Raw genomic sequence first — 18,366 nt, 5'->3', positions numbered from 1 at the left:
AGTTTCTAGGCGTTGCGAACTTCTTCCGTGTTACGGATCTTGGTCAGGTAGGTCATGTTGGGCTGCACGTTGATGGCGTCGAGTACGTGGAAGGCTCGCTCTCCGTCTTCGCGGCGCAACAGTTTCGACAGGCGCGACTCCGGGTCACGCATATCACCGAACACGATGGCCTGCGTGGGGCACGACTGGGCGCAAGCCGACACGATTTCGCCATCCTTCGGACGACGCTTCTGCTTCTTGGCTTCCAGCTTGCCGAGTTGGATACGCTGCACGCAGAGTGAGCATTTCTCCATCACACCACGGGCACGAACCGTTACGTCCGGATTCAACACCATACGGCCGAGGTCGGTGAACATGTGGCCGTTTACAGCTTCGAACTTCTCGTTAGAATAGTATGAGAACCAGTTGAAGCGACGCACTTTGTACGGGCAGTTGTTGGCGCAATAGCGGGTACCAACGCAACGGTTGTAGGTCATCTGATTGAGACCTTCCGAGCTGTGCGTAGTAGCGAGTACCGGGCACACCGTTTCGCAGGGAGCGTGGTTGCAGTGCTGGCACATCATCGGCTGGAAGATAACCGAGGGGTTCTCAGAAGGGTCTTCCATGGCCGCGTAGGTATCCAGCTTGCCTTTGGTTTCGAAGTCCTCTTTGCTGGCATCCGAGCTGTAATAACGGTCGATACGCATCCAGTGCATCTCGCGGCGGTTAATTACCTCCTGCTTACCTACTACAGCCACATTGTTCTCAGCCTGACACCCTACTACGCACGAGCCGCAGCCGATGCAGGAGTTGAGGTCGATAGCCATACCCCAGTGGTGGTTCTTGTACTCGTAGTCCTGCCACAGCGACACTTTGTTCGGCTTTTGCGGGCCGTCGGGAGTTGAAATGGTTTCGTACTCAGTTACCTCCTTGGGGTTTTCGCGGTACTGCTTCAGCGTCGACTCCTGCACCACCGGCTTGCGATCCATGATGGTGTGGTGGGTCTGCGTCTGCGCAATGGGCGAGGTAGCACCGGTTTTCTCCAGCGTTACCGAGTTGGCGTACATGATAGCGCCATTGCGCAGCACAGCGAAGGGCAGCACGTTCTCCCCTACTTTGTCTGCAACTTTGCCAGCTTGCGTGCGGCCGTAGCCCAGTGCAATAGCTACCGAACCTGCAGCCTGACCGGGCTGAATCAGCACGGGTAGCTCGATGGATTTGCCGTTGGCCGTAACCTTCAGCACGTCGCCCTGCGCCCAGTCTTTTTCTTCGGCCATTTTGCGCGGCACGGCCACGTAGTTGCCCCAAGTAGCTTTCGAAACCGGGTCGGGCAGTTCCTGCAGCCAGGGGTTGTTGGCTTCAGTGCCGTTGCCAACACCTACTTTCTCGTAGATGCAGAGCTCAACTCCTGTGAACTTAGGAGCTGAATTGATGGCGCTGATAGCCTCAGCAGCACCCATTGCAGCACCTGCCTGAGCAGCTGGCGCGGCCAATGCCGAACCGGTAGCAACCCCGTCGTGTACTGCTTTATCCCATGCTTTGGCATCAGAGCCGGTTACGGCTTTCCACTGCGTACGCAGATAGTTGTAGTAGCTGGTTGGATTGCCGGCCCAAGTCAGCAGCGAATCCTGCGCCTGGCGGGTAGCAAACAGCGGCGAAATAGCAGGCTGCGCAAGGCTCAGGAAGCCACGCTTCGGCTCGTAGTCGTTCCACGACTCCAACCAGTGATGGTCAGGAGCAGCGTAAGTGCAAAGCGAGCCGGTTTCGTCGAGACGGTCGTTGAGCGAAATGGTAGTTTTCACCTTGCCGCCTTTCAGCGCCTCGCCCAGCTGTGCACCCATTGGGTGGTCGAACACCGGATTGGCGTTGTAGAAAATCACGGCACCAACCTGGCCACCGATGATATCTTTCACAGCGCGCTCCATACGGGCATCGTCGCCTTGGCGCACCATAGATGGAGCTGCTACATCTACTGCAGCGCTACCCAGCGACTGGTTGATGGCCGTTACGAGAGCCTGAACAGCTGGGTCGTTAGAGCCCGATACTACCAGACCGCGGCTACCAGCGGCTTTCAGTTCAGCGGCGGCTTTCTTCAGTTGAGCACTGCCAGCAGCACCGCCTCCTACTACCCCGTTGTACAAGGCTACAGCCGTAGCACCCATTTCCGAAGGCTTCACAGGCACGCGCACATCGGCATTGGAGCCGGTCAGCGTGAGGGCGCTTTCAAACTGGAAGTGGCGCGACATGGTACGCTTGTCGCTGCTCACCTTGCGGTTAGCAACATACTGACGTGCAAACTCAACCGGCGAAATCCACGTGCCGAGGAAATCGGCGCCGAGGCTTACGATTACATCCGCCTTGCTGAAGTCGTAGCTTGGCAGCACACCGCCATTGGCCCGCAGCAGGCCCGATGCCGAATTCACGTCGTACATGACATGCTCGGTGCCGGGGTAACGCGAAGCAAACTCCGCAATTACTTTCTTAGTGCTGGGGCTGATGATAGTCGGCGACACGATAACCGTGCGGCCAGCGCCAGCCAGCGCCGTGCGAATTTCCTGATCAACACGGTCCTTCTCTGCTTTCTTGCCTTTGATAGCGAAATGCTGCAGACGAGCACCATCGTACAGGCTCAGAACAGAGGCTTGAGCGCGAGCCGACAGACCACCACGTGTAATTGGTGACTCAGGATTGCCTTCCAGCTTAATCGGACGACCCTCGCGGGTCTTTACCAGCACACTGTTGTAGTCCTGGCCGTTGAAGTAAGTCGAAGCGTAGAAGTTGGCAATACCTGGGTCTACTTCTTCCGGCTTATTCAGGTACGGAATAGCCTTTTTGATCGGGGTTTCGCAGCTGGCGAGGGTGGCAGCGGCAATGCCGAAGCCCATCAGCTTGAGGAAGTCGCGGCGCGGCGCTACCGCAGCGTCGGAAGAGCCATAGGTTTCCTTCACCGGCAGGAAGTCTGCAAACTCCGTGAGTGCATTCTTCACGAACTCCGGCGAGTTCTCCAGTTCCTCAATTCCCTTCCAGTACTTAGGCGACTCTTGCATCGTGTTTTTGGAACTTAGGGTCTTAGAGACTTAGGGACGTCGGATTCTGATATTCCGACTAGTCTCTAAGTGTGCTTTTAAAGGGTTGGGGTCCTGAGAGGCCGGCGTCAGCAAGTGGTCTGAGTGCCGGCCTTTCAAGACCCTATATGGTTAGTAGTGGCACTTCGAGCACTCCGTGCCGCCGTTCGACGATACCGTAAACGGTGCAGCACCGTTGGCGCTGTCGTGCAGCTTCACGAGGTTATTGTAGTAGCCGTTGCCTTTCGTGTTGAGCGGCGTTTCGCGGTGGCAGTTGATGCACCAGCCCATCGTGAGCGGCGAATACTGGTATACCACTTCCATGTTCTGGATGGGGCCGTGGCAGGTCTGGCACTCGATGCCACCTACCTGGGTGTGCTGCGAGTGGTTGAAGTAGGCCAGGTCAGGCAGGTTGTGCACACGCACCCACTGAATGGGCTGCTTGCGCTCAATGGCGCGGTAGATTTTCTTGATTTCCGGCGACTCCGTCTTGATCTGCGAGTGGCAGTTCATACAGATGTTGGCCGAAGGAATGTTGGCTGACTTGCTCTTGTACACCGAAGTGTGGCAGTAAGCGCAGTTGATCTGGTTTTCGCCAGCGTGCAGCTTGTGTGAGAAGGCAATCGGCTGAGTAGGCTGGTAACCCTGCTGCAGGCCTACGCCCATAGCGCCCTGCACTGAGGTATAGAGCACCGCCAGTACGAACACTACACCAGCAATACCGCGCAGAACCGGCGACTTGTACAGACGGGTCCAGTCGGTGCGGGTCTCCAGCACTTCTACATCACGGCCGTCGAGGTCCTTGCGGCCACGCAGCACATCCTTCATGATGTTGGCAATAATAACCAGTGTCACCACCAGTACAATCAGCACCACGACCAACACAATCAACAGGATGTCCATGTACTTGGCATCACCGCCGGCAGTGCCATCTACCGCAGCGTTTGCGCCATCGGTAGGCTTAATGCCAGTATCGGCACCGGGAGCACCAGCAGGTTTACTCTCTTCAGCCGTTACATAGGCCAGAATGGATGTAATCTCCGTGTCGCTCAGTTGGAAGCTGGGCATCTGCTGCTTCTGGTACTGGTTGTAGATCTTAACGGCATACTCGTCGCCGCTGGCTACCATCTTGCTGGAGTTCTTGATCCAGGGAATCAGCCAGGAAACCGGACGGCGCTTGGTAATGCCTTTTAGAGCCGGGCCTACCACCACATCATTGATGGCGTGGCACTGGGCGCAGTTGCCTTTAAATAAGGCATCACCGGCGGCAATGGCAGCAGCGTCGCCACCGCCAGCGGCAGGAGCGGCCGCCGTGGCGGGAGTAGCGGCAGCCGTAGCGCCGGGTGCCACACCTTCTTTGCTCACAGCAGGAGCCGCTCCCACGTCCTGAGCCGAAGTGTTGCCAACGGCAGCAAACGTCAGGAAGAGAGCAAGAAAGAGGCGGGAAAGGGGACGAAGTCGGATGCTATTCATAGCACAGGTTGACTGAAAAAAAGAAACGCGGGGGGTGCTTCAAGGCCACAAATGTAGGTTGGGAAACCCAGAGAACAAACCCGCTTGGGCTAATTTTCGCCCATTTGACCTTGCTTAGACTCATTCTAAAATCAGGCAGCAGCTACTGTTTCACACGGGTCAGCTTGCAATGACACCTATTTATGGCCTTCCTTCTCAACTGATTCAATTGCTTTATAAAGTAACCACTCCTAGTAGGACTAGGTTTTGCCGATTGAGAGCCAAGTGCTTACCTGTTACTATATTCTATCTATTTCTCTTGGGGCCGTGTGGTCCACAGGAGAAAAATCGTATCTTTGCCGGCTCATTGAGTTTTTTCACACAATAATTTTCACCCCGTCGTAATGGAAGTCAGAAATTACGAGACGGTCTTCATTTTGACTCCCGTTCTGAACGAGAGCCAAGTGCAAGAGACGGTCGAGAAGTTCTCGCAGGTGCTTAAGGAAAATAGCGCCGACATCATCAACACTGAAGCTTGGGGCCTCAAGAAACTGGCGTACCCGATTCAGAAGAAAAACACCGGCTATTACTTCCTTGTGGAGTTCACTGGCACGGGCAACATTGTAGACACGCTGGAACTCGCGTTCCGTCGTGACGAACGTATCATCCGCTTCCTGACCACCGTTCTGGACAAGCACGCCGTAGCCTACGGTGAGCGTCGTCGTAAAGGCGAAATGAACCAGCAGAAAGCTAAACAATCGGAAGCCGTTGCCTAAGCCTAAGAAGATGAGTCTCGCCAACGAACGTATCCACAAGCAGGATACCCGCAAGAAGTACTGCCGCTTCAAGAAAAACGGCATCAAGTACGTTGATTACAAGGATCCGAACTTCCTGCTGAAGTTCGTGAACGAGCAGGGCCGCATTCTGCCCCGCCGTATCACGGGTACCAGCCTCAAGTTCCAGCGCAAAGTGGCACAGGCCGTGGCCAAAGCCCGCCACCTGGCGCTGATGCCTTATGTAACCGACTCGCTGAAGTAACCCCCCAACCGTAGTACTGACATGGAAGTAATTCTGAAAGACGACGTAAAGGGCCTGGGCTACAAGAACGACACCGTTACGGTGAAGCCCGGCTTCGGTCGCAACTACCTGCTCCCGCAGGGTCTGGCCGTTCTGGCCGACAAATCAAACAAGAAAATCGTAGCCGAGAACATTCGTCAGGCTGCTCACAAAGCCGACAAAGTGAAAGCTGATGCGCAGGCAGTAGCGGACAAAATTGGTGATGTGGTACTGGATATCCCGGCTAAAGTTGGTGAGAGCGGCAAGATTTTCGGCCGTGTAACCACGCTGCAGCTGGCTGACGCCCTGAAGGCCAAAGGCATCGACGTGGAGCGCAAGCGCCTGTCGTTCGACCAGGACCCCAGCGCGGCAGGCGAATACACCGCTACGGTGGACCTGCACCGCGAGGTGAAGCACAAAGTACGTTTCAACGTAGTAGCTGAATAAGCAACTGCGCTTCTGGAAAGGCCCGGCTGTTTGCGCAGCCGGGCCTTTTTTTTAATCCTGTGGCAGTCATTTACTCGTATCTCCGGAATGAGGTGCTATTTGGCCTACGTTTGGTTGAACCAACGATGTTGAGTAGGTTGCCTGTCCGTTGGCCTGTTTTCGGCCCTATCTTCTAGTAATGTTTCGTACTGAATTACCGCTTGTCCCGCACCCGTACCAGTTGCCGCTTTCCGCGCGGATACTGACAATAGGCTCCTGCTTTTCGGACAGCATTGGCAACCGGCTGGCTGCTGATAAGGTCCATACTCTGGTCAATCCTTTTGGTACGGTCTTCAATCCGGTGCTGGCTTGCCGCCTGCTGCGGGCGGCGGCCGGCGAAGACATGGACTGGCAGCAGCACCTAGTGGAGGCCCGGGGCCGCTGGCAGAGCTACGACCTGCACGCTACCGTAGGCGCGGACTCGCCGGTGGATTTGCTGCAGCAGGTGCAGCAGCTTCTGCGCGATACAGGCGTGTTCTTGGCGACGGCTGACGTAGTGGTACTCACGCTGGGTACTGCCTGGGTACACCGTCTCAAGGAAACCGGTGAGCTAGTCAGCAACTGCCACAAAGTCGCAGCTGATAAGTTCGATAAGGAGTTGCTCACTCCGGATGAAATCATTAATGCGGTAGCGGAAACTCATGCCTACCTGCGGCTACGCAACCCCAAGCTGCGGTTTGTGCTGACGGTCAGCCCGGTGCGGCACATGAAGGATACGCTGCCTTTGAACGCGGTAAGCAAATCGGTGCTGCGGGTAGCCTGCCATTACCTGAGCGAGCTGCTCCCAGACGTTTCTTACTTCCCGGCCTACGAACTGCTACTCGACGATTTGCGGGACTACCGGTTCTACGCCGAGGATATGCTGCACCCATCGAAAGTAGCAGAAGACTACATCTGGGAACGGTTTGCACGCATCTACTTCGATGCTGGCTTCGGACGATTCCGCAAGGAGTGGGAGGCCATACGGCTGGCGCTACAGCACCGGCCCCTGCATCTGGCATCGCCGGAGCACCGGCAGTTCCTGGAAAGTACCCTGGAGAAGCTAGAGCGTCTATCGGCTCAGGCCGATGTACGCATGGAAATTCTGGATGTGCGCCGCCAGATTGAAAGCCTGCCGGAGCCTAAGCAGGCCGCGCCCGAACTGGAGGATACCGAAGAGCGGATCGATATTGGTGAGTACGCTGAACCCTATCCGAGTGCTCCGGTCCGCGCTGTAGCTGCAGAACAGAAAGCTGAAGAAGCGGCTGAAGAAACCGAGGAATACGAAGAATTCGAGTCGGTTTCCGCCTCCGCTGGCATCCAGGATTTAGCTAGTTCTGCCGAAGCCGAAACGGCTGCACTGCTTGGTGAGGTGGCGCCAGCGAAGAAAAAGCGGCGTAGCCGTGGCGGCGCCAAGCGCAATAAAAAGAAGCACGCTGCCCGCCTAGCCGCCGAAGCAGCTGCATCGGAGGCCGGGGATGTAGTTTCCGTATCGGTGCCCGCAGTTGATACCGGTGGACAGGAAGCTCCTGCGGTGCTACCGGAAGCGCCGGCTGTCATTATCTCAGCCAACTCTGACCTGCCGCTGCAAACGGCTATGGAGCGGCGCAAGCGCAATTCGCGCCGTGGTGGGCGGGGCCGACGTTCTGCTGATGCTCAGTCGGAAGACCAGAACGGGATAGCCGGATCGGAGCCGAGGCCACAGGAGCCAGAGGCCGCTGAGTTGCAGCAGCTCATCCCTTCGGAGCCACAGCCAGCTGCTACGGATTCTTCTTCGGCGGCGCTGCCGGCAAGCGAAGCGTCCGAACCCACGTCAGGCGACGAATCTGGTCAGAGCCGGCGGCCAGAGCGCACAGGCCGCTCGGCCAGTGAGAAGCGGGCTGCTGCGCTGCGAAAACCGCACCGCACTTCCTCGCGCACTAAACCGCTATACAATAACAGCGACGCGCCCACTTCCGAGGAGGCCACCGCTTCATTAGCTCCTCCTACCCCACCCATAGCCGAAGCAGTAACGGTGGTAGCACCTGTCCCAGCTACCACACCGCCGGCTACTTCTGTCGCCCCGTCGATACCGGATACGAAAGGTACCGGAGCGTCCGGCCAGCTGAGCGCCAGTGGCAAAGCTACCCGCGCTGACCGGCCCGCCCGTCCGCAGAGCAGGCCTGCAGCCCCCGTATCTATGCCGGCCGTAGCTTCTCCTGCAGCGCCATCGGAGCCAGTTGATGCTGCACCAGCGAAGCCAGCCAGCAAACCGCGCCGGGCGGCCAAGCCCAAGGATGCTGCGCCAGATACCGCTGCTTCCGCGGAAGCAGCGGCGACTCCTGCGGAGCCAGCACGGCCGGTTCGTAAGTCACGGGCGAAGCCGAAAGCCGAGGCACCGGTCGCGCCGACTCCGGCTGTGGCTGCTGAACCAGCTAAAGGGAGGGCCCCAAAGAGCCGTAAGCCTACTGCCATTGTGCCTCCCTCAGCAGAACCTGCTGTGGAAACGCCCCCCACATCCAAGCGGCAACGGCCGCCCCGGCGGAAGCCCGCAACGCCGGACACACCGTCAGAAAACGGGTAAATAAGTTTTAAAAACCCGGCCCTTATCGGCCGGGTTTTGTTTTTCAGTTCATAGGTAGCCGCAAACGCAGCGCTTGTTATTACCGGAATGCTGTTTTGCCAGCAAGCTTACTTCGTTTACACAGACCAACAGGGCGTTAGGTCGCTTTCAACGCTCACAGCATAATATAGCCTGCACACGTTGCTTGTGCCAGGGCTGCGGAGCCAGTGCCCTGCTGTGCTATCTTTACTTTCCGCTTCCAGTCTGACTTCCTTTTGAGCCTTACGTTCGACTTTGTTCAACCGCAGCCTGAGCCGGCCGCCGACCGTGTCACGCTCTTCGCCGACGTGATTCTGCCGCTACCGCTGCCCAAGCTGTATACCTACCGCGTGCCCTTCGAGCTGAACGACCAGGTCGTGATTGGCGGGCGCGTGATTGTGCAGTTCGGGGCCAAACGTACCCTGAGCTGCATTGTGGCGGCCGTGCACGAAACGCCGCCCAAGGACTATCAGGCCAAGTACATTCTGGAATTCATCGACGAGACGCCGGTAGTGACGCAGCCGCAGCTGAAGCTATTCCGCTGGATGGCCGACTACTACCTGTGCACGCTGGGCGAGGTGATAAACGCCGCGCTGCCGGCCGCGCTCAAGCTCAACTCTGAAAGCCGCATCCAGCTGCACCCTGTATGGCTGAACACCGATGAGGCCGACCGGTATCCGCTGAGTGAGCAGGAGCAGAAGGTAGTAGCCACATTGCTCGACGGCGAGGAAGGCAAGTCTATGACGTTCACGGAAGTAGGCGACGTGCTCGGCATTGCGTCCTTCCATAAGGTCATCAAGAGCCTGATGCACAAGGAAGCTATTTTCCTGTTTGAGCATCTGGCCGACAAATACGCACCGAAGGTGGTGAAGAAGGTGCGGCTGGCACATCATTTTGTGGCCGAAGCAGCATTGGAAGGCTTGTTTGCGCAGCTGGCCAGCAAGGCCAAGCAGCTGGATGTACTGATGCGCTACCTGCAAAAAGTGCCGGTCTACCAGAACGAGCACGCCAACCACACGGGCATCGAAAAGGCCTACCTCACGTCGGCGCCGCACCTCTCCCCTTCCGCCGTCAATACGCTCATCAAAAACGGCGTGCTGGAGCAGTTCGACCAGATTGTGTCGCGCTTTCCGTTAGATGATGCCACAGAAGCTAACATGCACTTCCAGCTCAGCGAAGCGCAACAGACGGCCCACGACGACATTCTGGACCAGTTTCAGACCAAGGACATTGTGCTGCTGCACGGCGTGACGGGCGCGGGCAAAACGGAAATCTACATTGAGCTGATTAGGCAGGCGCTGGACGGCGGCGGGCAGGTGCTGTATCTGCTGCCCGAAATTGCCCTCACGGCTCAGATTGTAACCCGCCTCATGCGCGTATTCGGCTCGCGGCTGGGCGTGTACCACTCCAAATTCTCCGACAACGAGCGGGTGGAAGTGTGGAATGGCGTGCTTTCGGGCCGCTTCCAAGTGGTGGTGGGCGTGCGCTCTTCGGTGTTCCTGCCCTTCGACAATCTGGCCCTCACCATCGTGGACGAGGAGCACGAGTCGAGTTACAAGCAGTACGACCCGGCGCCGCGCTACAATGCCCGCGAGGTGGCCCTGATGATGGCCAACTTTCAGGGCTCGAAAACGCTGCTGGGCTCGGCCACGCCGGCCGTGGAAACCTATTACCAGACCCGCGCCGGCCGCTATGGCCTCGTGACGCTCACTAAGCGCTACGGCGAGGCTGGCCTGCCCGAAATTGAGCTGGTGGACACCCGCAAGGCCCGCGAAAGCAAAACGCTGCTCAACCACTTCACGCCGGAGCTGATGGCGGAAATGGAAAGCAAGCTGGCCCAGAAGGAGCAGGTGATTCTATTCCAGAACCGTCGCGGCTACGCGCCTTTTATCAACTGCCTCGACTGCGGCTGGATTCCGAAGTGCACGAACTGCGCCGTGAGCCTGAGCTACCACAAGCAGGCCCACGAGTTGCGCTGCCACTACTGCGGCCACCACGACCGGATGCCGGTGCAGTGTCCGGCCTGCGGTTCGCGCAACGTCAAAACCGTGGGGTTTGGCACTGAGAAGATTGAGGACGACCTGAAGGTAATGCTGCCCCAAGCCAACGTGCAGCGCATGGACCTCGACACGACGCGCGCCAAAAACGCCTACCAGCAAATCATCAGCGACTTTGAGCAGCAGAATACCAACGTGCTGGTGGGCACCCAGATGGTGACCAAGGGCTTGGATTTTGCCAACGTGAGTCTGGTGGGCATCATCAACGCCGACTCAATCATCCATTACCCCGACTTCCGGGCGCACGAGCGGGCGTTTCAGATGTTTGTGCAGGTGAGCGGCCGGGCCGGACGCAAGGGCAAGAAAGGCAAGGTCATCATCCAGACCGCCGACCCGCAGCAGGTCATCTTCGACAAGGTGATGCGCAACGACTACCTGGAGTTCTACGAGTACGAAATCACACAACGGCGCGAGCATGGCTACCCGCCCTTCATGCGCATTATCCGGCTCACGGTGAAGCACATGGACCAGGTGCTGGCTGAACGGGCGGCTATGCTGCTGACCGGCGAGCTGGTGGAACGGCTGGGCCGCGAGGCTGTGCTGGGACCGGAAGCGCCCTACATCTTCCGGATTCGCAATTTTTACCTACAGGAAATCACCATCAAGCTCAGCCGCGAGCATACCGTGCTCAAAGCCGCCAAAGCCGATATTCTGGACGCCATCAACATCATCCGCGACCAGAAAGACTACAAACAGGCACGCTTCGTAACCGACGTGGACCCGATGTAGCACCATCGGGCGGCTACTTGTTGCGGGCGGCTTTCCGTTCAGCTTTCAGCTTCTCACTGGCGAGGCGGCGGGTGCTGTTTTTGCTCCTGAATATCATAAGCGGAATGCTCAGGATCAGCGGTACGAACCCATATACAAACAACGCCAGTCCGCCCCACCCTCCTACGCTAATGCCTCCAATCAGCAGGCCAAGACCCAGCAGCAGGAGCAATACGCCAAAGATATTGACGGTAGTAGTCCGTTTGTCCGCTTCCTTAATCTGCTCAGCCGTCGGGCCATTTGGCTGCTGCTGCACCCGACTGGTGTCGGGTAGGGCCTGAACGAATTGCTGCCGAGGCATGTCTGGCGCAAGCGGCCGGCCGATTGACGGGGCCGGCATTGGCGCTGCAGTTGCTGCGGTTGACGCCAGCAGTACCGGTTCTGCTGGCGTGGCGGCGGCTACCGGCCGGGCATCAGAAGCCGCAGCAACGGGGGAGTCGTCGGCCTGAGACACAGGGGCCGGAGCGTAGGAGGCCGTGCGTGGCAGCAAGGTGGCGACATGGGCACCCTGGCAGCCGCTGAGCAGCAAAACGGCCAGAAACCGGCACGCCAATACGGAATAAAGCTTCATGGATAGCAACAGTAAGTTGCGGCAAGAAACGCTAATTCAGCCACACTACCTGCTTGCTTCCGGTTTTTTAGCGCCTAGTCCGGCAGGCCACAAAAAAACCCCGACCATAGCGGCCGGGGTTCTACTATGTCCGTCAGGCGAAGGCTAGACTTCGTCGAGCAGCCAAAGGATAATGAAGATCAGACCAATGATGGCCAGGATACCGCCGATGATGCCGAATATGTTGCTGATACCGCTCAGCAAAGAAACGAGCAGACCAACCAGCAACAGGATGATACCCGTGCGCAGGTAGCCACCTATTTTGCTGGTGCCGGCCGTTTCGCTGCCCTGCTTAAACTGAACTTTGCTGGCCAGTTTGTCAACCTTCTTGACCACTTTATTGAAAGCTACTTTTTCCATCAGGTTCAGCTTGCGCGGGGCCGCAGCCGCCGTGGCGGGCTGAGCAGCTTTAGCAGCAGCAGCTACCGGAGCGGCAACTGCCGCAGCTACGGGCTCTGTGGTGGTGGCCGGAGCGGCAACCGGGGCTGCGGCTACCGCTGCCGGTGCTTCAGCCACAACATTTTTTTCTTCTACAACTGCAGACTGCGTTTCTGCCACAGCTACTTCCTGCTTTTGCGCTACGGGCGCCGTCATCTTGGCAGTGCCATGGTAGGTAGCGTGGTAAGGCGTGGTTTTGGGCAGCATGGCATACTCGGCGCGGTTGCAGCTGCTGGCACTCAGGGCAATGGCGGCAAGGGCCGCCAGCTTGGGCAGGTGGTGGAAAAGGTGCTTCATAAAAGAAGGAAAGGGTTGGTGAAAACTGCGTAAACAGGCTTTGTACGGGCCAAATTAGAATATGGCGGGAAAATTCGTGGGGTTTGCTGCATTTTTAATCCGGGCAAAACATAGCTCGGCCGTTCTACCACAACCTGGCCGAACCCTTCCGGAGAATAGGATGTTGGTCGGAACACGGTTTATTTGCACCTGTGCGTATGATATCCTCTTCTTTGCTCCAGGCGTCGGTGGTACTGGCTTTGCTTTCGTCCACGTCCTGCACCCAGACTCCTATGGAAAGCTCGGCGGCCCTTGGTGCCGACCGGCATTTGCTCTCCGACCAGTCAATAGCTCCTGACACCAGCGGCTACCGGCTGGCGGCTCCCAAAGACCCCAATGGCATCGGCAAGTACTACCAGGGGCGCCAGATTGCGCACGTAATGGGCCACGAGGGTGCCGACTGGCTGGAACGCAACGACCGGCAGGAAGAAGAGGGTACCGATATCCTGCTGCGCGAGCTACAGCTGAAACCCACCGACGTGGTGGCCGATATCGGGGCCGGAACCGGCTATTTCTCTTTCCGGATCAGCTCGCTGGTGCCCAAGGGCAAAGTGCTGGCGGTTGATATTCAGCCGGAGATGATACAGTACCTGCGCGACAACAAGGCCCAGAACAAGGCCCCCAATGTGGAGCCGGTGCTGGGCACTGTGCAGAACCCGAACCTGCCGGCCGGCGGAGTGGATCTGGTGCTTATCGTGGATGCCTATCACGAATTCGACCACCCGCGTGAGATGATGCGGGCCATTAAAGAGGCGCTACGCCCCGGCGGCCGGCTGGCACTGGTCGAATATCGGGCCGAAGACGTGAATGTGCCCATCAAGCGCATTCATAAGATGAGCGAAGAACAGGCCCGCAAGGAAGTGGAGGCAGTGGGCCTGGAGTTCGTGGAAAACCGCCAGACGCTTCCGCAGCAGCACCTTCTGATTTTTCGGCGCGCGAAGTAGCCTGCCGCTGTGCAGTTTCTTGGGCAAGCCCTTGGCATGAGGATATGCCGGGGGCTTGCTGCGTTTCGGGCCGCAGCTTTTCCGAAGCGGGCGCTATGCAATGGGAGGCAGCTTCTACCTTTGTAGCTATGCCGACCACTTCGCCCGTTGATCCACGCCAGCTTTCCATCCACGACTACACCTACCAGCTGCCGCCCGAGCGCATTGCCCCGGAGCCGCTGCCCCAGCGTGACCAGTCGCGCCTGCTCGTATACCGCCGGGGCGCCATGCAGGACCATACGTTCCGGGATTTGCCCACCGAGTTGCCCACCGATTCGCTGCTGGTTTTCAACGACACCAAGGTGGTGCGGGCACGGCTGTTCTGCCACAAGCCTACAGGCGGCCTGATTGAGCTGTTTTGCCTGGAACCTGTGGCACCGCACCGCGCCATCGAGCCGGCCATGCAGCAAACCGGCGAATGTGTATGGAAATGCCTCGTAGGCAACGGTAAACGCTGGAAAAGCGGCCCTGTCACGCTGGAGTTTACGGCGCAGGGCCAACCCGCCACACTCACGGCTGAGCGCCAGGAGGCTGCTGACGGGTATTCCCTGATCCGGTTCCGGTGGGAGCCGGCCACACTGCCGTTTGCGGAAGTATTGCGCGGGGCCGGCCACCTCCCCCTGCCTCCCTATCTCAACCGCGAAGACACCGACGTGGACGCCGTGCGCTACCAAACGGTGTATGCGGTGCAGGAAGGGGCCGTGGCCGCTCCCACCGCCGGCCTCCATTTCTCCGACCAGGTCTTGGCTGACCTCGCGCAGCGAGGTATTCAGTCGGTGCGCGTGACGCTGCATGTGGGAGCCGGTACTTTCCAGCCCGTGAAGGCCGACCGGATGGAGGGCCATGCCATGCACGGAGAGCCAATCAGCGTGTCGGCAGCCGTGCTGCGGCAGTTGCTGGGGCATGCGCCGCGCCCGGTTATGGCAGTGGGCACCACCAGTCTGCGTACCCTGGAAAGCCTGTATTGGCTAGGAGTGCAGGCGGCACTGGGGCAGCTTTCCGGTGATGCGGTGCCACACGTAGGCCAGTGGCAGCCCTATGAGCCCGGCTCGGAGCTAGCCACTGCCGCTGCACTGCAGGCCTTGCTGGACTTCATGCTTGAGCAGCAGCTTGACACGTTGCATGCCACCACGCAGCTGCTGATTGCGCCGGGCTACCGATTCCGGGTTATCCAGGGGCTGATTACCAACTTTCATCAGCCGGAAAGCACGCTGCTGCTGCTAGTGGCTGCCCTGATAGGCCCCGGCTGGCGACAGGTGTACGAGCATGCGCTGGCCAATGACTACCGCTTTCTGAGCTACGGCGACAGTTCGTTGCTGCTGCCATAGTGCTGCACAAGCTGGTTTGGCAACCAAATTTATCAGCGCCGTATAAGGCTCAGGTCGTTTTATGGCCTCTCCTGATATTTGAACTCATGAAAAAGATGCTCATGCTGCTTGCTGCCGCAGCCTTCTCTACCGCAGCCTTCGCCCAGGGCGACAAAGTAGTTGTCCGTGATGAGACTACTGGTGCTAAAACCGAAGCCACCGTGCGTGACAACGGCACCGTGAAAACCGAAACCCGCACCGGCCGCACTGAAGCCGGACAGAAAGCCTACAACACGAAAGAAGACGTGAAATACGCCGGCAAGAAAACGGGCCGCGTCGTTGAAAAAGGAGCTAAGAAAACCGGCAGTGCCGTGAAGAAAGGCGCCAAAGCTGTGAAAAACAAAGCCGAGGACGTAGTAGATTAGTCTGCCCCGCTTCTATAGAAAAGGCCCCGCTGAATCGTCAGCGGGGCCTTTTCTATAGAAGCGGGGTTATTTCAGGAGCCTGAGCTACTGGCCCACGAAGAAGAGGGCGTTACCAAAAAGCAGCTTTCCTCCCTGCCAGAATCCCCGAAACAACGGATTATCGGCAAGGTAAATGACTTGGCCCCGGCCCATATCCTGCGCACCGAGCACAAAAGTGTCGTTGAGCTTTCGGCGGGCATTGCGGCCGGCAAACCCGGCGGCGTAGTTGTCGCGCTTCAGCACGCCTACGTTCCAGCCTCCTTCGCCTAAGAATCGGTAGTTGAGCGTATCACGAATGAGGGCGAAGTAAGTGTTGCCATAGCCAAAGGCCAACGGGTGGGTATTGTCGAGCAGTACCCGGTAGACGCTACCCTGTACCCGCTCGCCAATCTGCTCCCGCTCGGCATTAGCATAGGGCTTGAGCAGGCGGTAAGGATCGGCTTTGCGGGCAGCGGTGCTGTCGGCGGGCTTTGCTCTCAGCAGGAAATCTTTCTTGCCCGACAGGAAAGCCGCCGCGCCTTCCATGGCAATCAGGCGGCCCCCGCCCCGCACCCAGGTTTTGAGGGCTTCCAGCTGCCGCTCACTGTACACTTCCGAGTAGTCGCCATCGGGCAAAATCAGTACATCGAACTTAGCCAGCGGCACCGAAGGCAAATAGTCAGTACCCAGTACAGTCACCGGATAGCCAATCTGCTGCTCGAAAAAGTGCCATACCTCACCAAAAGCCGTTGGCGAGACACCATTGCCAGCCACCACCGCAATGTTGGGCCGCGCCACGTTGCGCACATAGCCCGAGCCGAGGTCGGCGCCGGAGGTAGAGAAGCCCGACTGCACGGCCCGTACCATCACGCCAGCCGAATCGGCTTGGCTCCGTATTAGCTGGTCGAATTTTGGTCCCAACGCTTCGTTGCCGTTGCGTGTGATGACGAGCGTGCCCGGCAGGTATTTCTGCCCTTCCGACTCAAAAGCCCGGCCCGCAACGCGCACTTTCACTTTCTGCTGCAGCAGCCGGCTCAGGAAGCGCACATCCTGCAGATTATTCCACCGGGCCACATACGCGTACGGCTGGCTCAGAGCGGCCGATGAGGCGGCGACAACAGTAGGCGTATTGGCGGCCTGGCCGTTGGCCGCTATCCGGTCTTTCAGGGCGTAGGCTTTCAGCCCAAATGAGTAGGGCAGCGCCCACGCGGTGATGTCGTAGGTGAGCGAGTCTTCCAGGGCGGGTCGTGGCTCAAACAGCACCTTCACCAGCGTTGATTTGGGCTGATACATACTGATGACCACATCCTGCGCTTCTACCTGCACAGTTTCTTCGCGGCCCGCAAAGTAGTTGAAGCCCCGCAGGCGCTGGCGGCGCGGCGCATAGCCAAACTGAATTTGCTGGCGCTGCAGATACTCCGTGAAAGCGCGCAGCTGGCCAGGGTCGCCGGAACCAGCCACCACGTACGACTTATAAGAGCCACGCGGTGCCGTGCGGGCTTCATCGAAGTATTTCCTGAACTCCTTAACCAGCTCCATCTGCCGCTCCGAAGCGGCCCGAATGGTAGCCAAACTGGCTGCGTGGTGGTGGCTGATGCGCTGGGCCAGCGTCAGGGTGTCGCCGTCGGACTTGGCGTAGCGCACACCGGCCCGGCCGGAGCCGCCCTGCTCGTAGGTCATGCCGATGGCGCCATTGAAGGACGGGTACGTGTCGCCGTAGCTGGGGTAAAACAGGTCGTAGGTTTCGCGGGTGAAGTAGAGCCAGTTGTTTTTATCAAACACGGCGCGGTTGTAATCCCCGATAATGCCCTGAAACTTGCGCTGGAAGTTGGTAATGTCCTCGTGAAACGGCTTGGCCGCCGGCGAAAAGTAGTACGGGTCTTCGGGGCCCATTTCATGAAAATCGGCGTGCACCTGCGGTAGCCACTGGTTGTAGAGAGCCAGCCGTTGGCGGCTTTCCTGCTGCGTCTGCCAGGCCCAGTCACGGTTCAGGTCGAAGTAGTAATGGTTGAAGCGGCCGCCGGGCCAGGGCTCCCGGTGCTCCCAGGCGTAGGGCGAGGCATTGGGCACCTGGGCCCGCACGCGGTTGTACCACTGCACGTACCGCTCATGCCCGTCGGGATTTACGCAGGGGTCCACGAGCAGCACGGTATGCTGCAGAAACTGCCGGGTTTCCGGGTTCTCCGGATTAGCCAGATCGTACAGCACCTGCATCACGGCCTCCGACGACACAGCCTCGTTGCCATGAATGTTGTAGCTCAGCCAGACCACGGCAGGCGCATCGGTGCGGGCGGTACCGCTGGCCAGCCCCGCGAGGCGCAGGTTGTTCTGCCGGATTTCCTCAAGCCGCGCCATGTTTTCAGGAGTTCCAATCTGCACGACTTCCAGCGGCCGGTTTTCGTAGGTGCTGCCGTAGGGCTGCACCCGCATCCGGCCGGCAGCATGCGCCGCTACATGCTCTACATAGCGCAGCAGCGTGGCATGCGGCGTGAAGCGGCTTCCCAGCTCATAGCCCAAAAACTGGGTGGGGTTCAGCAACGGGCCGGTTTCAGCAGCAGGAGTTTGCGCTTGTACCGGCGGCGCGCTCCGCAGCAGCCACAGCAGCGCCATCATCCCCAGATACGCCCACCGGGGCTTACAGTAGTACTTTTTTCTCATCAGACAGGCAGTAGATCGAAGACGAAAGGTACGCAGGCGGCTGTCGTTTGCACGGTTTCCCCGGAAACTGCCGCGCAGCAATGACCAACAGGAAACCGGGACATCAGACCAAGGCCATGGCGAAAAGAAAAAGCCCATCAGAAGTAACTGATGGGCTTTTTCTTTTTA

The 18,366-nt window shown here is 58.5% G+C and carries 13 protein-coding genes; 8 read left to right on the top strand and 5 right to left on the bottom strand.

All coding sequences use genetic code 11. From position 1 onward, the window contains the following. Window positions 1–5: 5 nt before the first annotated feature. Window positions 6–3,026, bottom strand: a complete 3,021-nt coding sequence (locus IC231_RS07170) for a TAT-variant-translocated molybdopterin oxidoreductase (protein WP_190783805.1) — start codon at window positions 3,024–3,026, stop codon at window positions 6–8. A 150-nt stretch (window positions 3,027–3,176) separates the two neighbouring features. Next, window positions 3,177–4,517, bottom strand: a complete 1,341-nt coding sequence (locus tag IC231_RS07165; RefSeq protein ID WP_190783804.1) for a c-type cytochrome — start codon at window positions 4,515–4,517, stop codon at window positions 3,177–3,179. Between the two features lie 383 nt (window positions 4,518–4,900). Between IC231_RS07165 and rpsF the strand changes: the two genes are divergently transcribed. From rpsF to priA, 5 genes are all read left to right on the top strand, one after another. Then, a complete protein-coding gene (gene rpsF / locus IC231_RS07160) occupies window positions 4,901–5,272 on the top strand; it encodes a 30S ribosomal protein S6 (protein ID WP_185889140.1) in 372 nt (123 codons plus the stop codon). 10 nt (window positions 5,273–5,282) lie between these two features. Further along, window positions 5,283–5,534: a 30S ribosomal protein S18 gene (rpsR, locus tag IC231_RS07155; RefSeq protein ID WP_022822548.1), complete on the top strand. Its 252-nt coding sequence runs from the start codon at window positions 5,283–5,285 to the stop codon at window positions 5,532–5,534. 21 nt (window positions 5,535–5,555) lie between these two features. Further along, entirely contained in the window at window positions 5,556–5,999 is a 444-nt protein-coding gene (gene rplI, locus IC231_RS07150; RefSeq protein WP_190783803.1) for a 50S ribosomal protein L9, read from the top strand. A gap of 178 nt (window positions 6,000–6,177) precedes the next feature. Then, window positions 6,178–8,580, top strand: a complete 2,403-nt coding sequence (locus IC231_RS07145) for a GSCFA domain-containing protein (protein WP_190783802.1) — start codon at window positions 6,178–6,180, stop codon at window positions 8,578–8,580. Between the two features lie 254 nt (window positions 8,581–8,834). Beyond that, window positions 8,835–11,384, top strand: a complete 2,550-nt coding sequence (gene priA, locus IC231_RS07140; RefSeq protein WP_190783801.1) for a replication restart helicase PriA — start codon at window positions 8,835–8,837, stop codon at window positions 11,382–11,384. A gap of 13 nt (window positions 11,385–11,397) precedes the next feature. Here the strand turns inward: priA and IC231_RS07135 are convergent, their stop codons facing one another. Then, window positions 11,398–11,994 (bottom strand): hypothetical protein, encoded by a 597-nt coding sequence (locus tag IC231_RS07135; RefSeq protein ID WP_190783800.1) that lies wholly within the window; start codon window positions 11,992–11,994, stop codon window positions 11,398–11,400. 144 nt (window positions 11,995–12,138) lie between these two features. Next, a complete protein-coding gene (locus IC231_RS07130) occupies window positions 12,139–12,768 on the bottom strand; it encodes a hypothetical protein (RefSeq protein WP_190783799.1) in 630 nt (209 codons plus the stop codon). Between the two features lie 197 nt (window positions 12,769–12,965). On the opposite strand from IC231_RS07130, the gene IC231_RS07125 reads away from it, so the two are divergent. The 3 genes from IC231_RS07125 (at window position 12,966) to IC231_RS07115 (ending at window position 15,522) form a co-directional block, all read left to right on the top strand. Next, a complete protein-coding gene (locus IC231_RS07125) occupies window positions 12,966–13,751 on the top strand; it encodes a class I SAM-dependent methyltransferase (protein WP_211538920.1) in 786 nt (261 codons plus the stop codon). Between the two features lie 128 nt (window positions 13,752–13,879). Beyond that, window positions 13,880–15,118, top strand: a complete 1,239-nt coding sequence (locus tag IC231_RS07120; protein ID WP_190783798.1) for an S-adenosylmethionine:tRNA ribosyltransferase-isomerase — start codon at window positions 13,880–13,882, stop codon at window positions 15,116–15,118. An 86-nt stretch (window positions 15,119–15,204) separates the two neighbouring features. Further along, the gene (locus IC231_RS07115) at window positions 15,205–15,522 is read left to right on the top strand and encodes a hypothetical protein (RefSeq protein ID WP_190783797.1); all 318 of its coding nucleotides are present in this window, start codon (window positions 15,205–15,207) and stop codon (window positions 15,520–15,522) included. An 84-nt stretch (window positions 15,523–15,606) separates the two neighbouring features. Here the strand turns inward: IC231_RS07115 and IC231_RS07110 are convergent, their stop codons facing one another. After that, window positions 15,607–18,198, bottom strand: coding sequence for a M14 family metallopeptidase (locus IC231_RS07110; protein ID WP_211538919.1), 2,592 nt, complete (start codon window positions 18,196–18,198; stop codon window positions 15,607–15,609). Between the last annotated feature and the right edge of the window lie 168 nt (window positions 18,199–18,366).

Source organism: Hymenobacter duratus (genome assembly GCF_014698995.1).
Taxonomy (GTDB): Bacteria; Bacteroidota; Bacteroidia; order Cytophagales; family Hymenobacteraceae; genus Hymenobacter; species Hymenobacter duratus.
The sequence above is the reverse complement of the archived record's forward strand: the minus strand, read 5'-3'. Positions and strand labels throughout refer to the sequence as shown.

Coding starts and splice junctions, on each gene's coding strand:
- IC231_RS07170 (WP_190783805.1), bottom strand. CDS start 3,026: ATGCAAGAGTCGCCTAAGTACTGGAAGGGAATTGAGGAACTGGAGAAC.
- IC231_RS07165 (WP_190783804.1), bottom strand. CDS start 4,517: ATGAATAGCATCCGACTTCGTCCCCTTTCCCGCCTCTTTCTTGCTCTC.
- rpsF (WP_185889140.1), top strand. CDS start 4,901: ATGGAAGTCAGAAATTACGAGACGGTCTTCATTTTGACTCCCGTTCTG.
- rpsR (WP_022822548.1), top strand. CDS start 5,283: ATGAGTCTCGCCAACGAACGTATCCACAAGCAGGATACCCGCAAGAAG.
- rplI (WP_190783803.1), top strand. CDS start 5,556: ATGGAAGTAATTCTGAAAGACGACGTAAAGGGCCTGGGCTACAAGAAC.
- IC231_RS07145 (WP_190783802.1), top strand. CDS start 6,178: ATGTTTCGTACTGAATTACCGCTTGTCCCGCACCCGTACCAGTTGCCG.
- IC231_RS07135 (WP_190783800.1), bottom strand. CDS start 11,994: ATGAAGCTTTATTCCGTATTGGCGTGCCGGTTTCTGGCCGTTTTGCTG.
- IC231_RS07130 (WP_190783799.1), bottom strand. CDS start 12,768: ATGAAGCACCTTTTCCACCACCTGCCCAAGCTGGCGGCCCTTGCCGCC.
- IC231_RS07125 (WP_211538920.1), top strand. CDS start 12,966: ATGATATCCTCTTCTTTGCTCCAGGCGTCGGTGGTACTGGCTTTGCTT.
- IC231_RS07120 (WP_190783798.1), top strand. CDS start 13,880: ATGCCGACCACTTCGCCCGTTGATCCACGCCAGCTTTCCATCCACGAC.
- IC231_RS07115 (WP_190783797.1), top strand. CDS start 15,205: ATGAAAAAGATGCTCATGCTGCTTGCTGCCGCAGCCTTCTCTACCGCA.
- IC231_RS07110 (WP_211538919.1), bottom strand. CDS start 18,198: ATGAGAAAAAAGTACTACTGTAAGCCCCGGTGGGCGTATCTGGGGATG.